Here is a 1,424-nt window from a genome sequence, read left to right as displayed (position 1 = left end):
GCCAGCACGCCATGCGTGTAGCGCGGCTTCGGCTGTTGCCATGCGGCGCGGCGGCGTTGCAGTTCGGCGTCGTCGATGTTCAGCTGCAGGAGCAGCTTGTGCGCGTCGATCGTGATCGAGTCGCCTTCCTGCACGAACGCGATCGTGCCGCCCACGAACGCTTCCGGCGCGACGTGACCGACCACCATGCCCCACGTGCCGCCCGAGAAACGGCCGTCGGTGATGAGGCCGACAGTTTCGCCGAGCCCCTTGCCGATGATCGCCGACGTCGGTGCGAGCATTTCCGGCATGCCGGGGCCGCCCTTCGGGCCGAGGTAACGCAGCACGACCACGTCGCCGGCGACGATCCTGTTGGCCAGAATCGCTTCCAGCGCGCTTTGCTCGTCGTCGAACACGCGGGCCGGACCGGTGATGACGGGGTTTTTCAGACCGGTGATCTTGGCAACCGCGCCGTCTACGGCCAGGTTGCCCTTCAGGATCGCGAGGTGGCCTTCCTTGTACAGCGCCTTGTCGATCGGGAAGATCACTTGCTGATCGGCGCGCGGCTTGCCCGGCACGTCCTTCAGTTCTTCCGCGATCGTCTTGCCGGTGATCGTGATGCAATCGCCGTGCAACAGACCTGCGTCGAGCAGAATCTTCATGACTTGCGGAATGCCGCCAGCCTTGTGCAGATCGGTCGCCACGAACTGACCCGACGGCTTCAGATTGCAGATCACCGGCACCTTCTTGCGCATGCGCTCGAAGTCCTCGATGGTCCATTCCACTTCAGCCGCGTGCGCGATGGCGAGGAAGTGCAGCACCGCATTGGTCGAGCCGCCCGTGGCCATGAGCACGGCCACTGCATTCTCGATCGATTTCCGGGTGACGATATCGCGCGGCTTGAGATCTTTCTTGACCGCTTCGACCAGCACGCGTGCCGATTCGGCGGCCGAGTCGACCTTTTCCTGGTCCGGATTGGCCATCGTCGACGAATACAGCAGCGACATGCCGAGTGCCTCGAACGACGAGCTCATCGTGTTGGCGGTGTACATGCCGCCGCACGAACCCGTCGACGGGCACGCGTTCTTTTCGACCCCTTCAAAATCTTCCTGCGTCATTCGGCCGGCCGTGAATTCGCCCACTGCCTCGAACGAGGACACGATGGTCAGGTCGACGCCCTTCCAGTTGCCCGGACGGATCGTGCCGCCATACACGTAGATGCTTGGCACGTTCGTACGCAACATGCCGATCATGCCGCCGGGCATGTTCTTATCGCAGCCGCCGATCACGACCACGCCGTCCATCCACTGACCTTGCACGCACGTCTCGATACAGTCGGCGATGACTTCACGCGACACCAGCGAATACTTCATGCCTTCGGTGCCCATCGACATGCCGTCCGAAATCGTCGGCGTGCCGAAGATCTGCGGATTCGCGTCGGCGCC

At 63.1% G+C, this 1,424-nt stretch carries 1 protein-coding gene; it reads right to left on the bottom strand.

The features are described from left to right. Nucleotides 1-1,424, bottom strand: a 1,424-nt coding sequence (gene ilvD / locus PQQ52_RS34580; RefSeq protein WP_408221516.1) for a dihydroxy-acid dehydratase, incomplete at both ends; no start/stop codon positions are given.

Source organism: Paraburkholderia sediminicola (assembly GCF_046030555.1).
In the GTDB taxonomy this organism is placed as follows: domain Bacteria; phylum Pseudomonadota; class Gammaproteobacteria; order Burkholderiales; family Burkholderiaceae; genus Paraburkholderia; species Paraburkholderia sediminicola_E.
The sequence above is the reverse complement of the archived record's forward strand: the minus strand, read 5'-3'. Positions and strand labels throughout refer to the sequence as shown.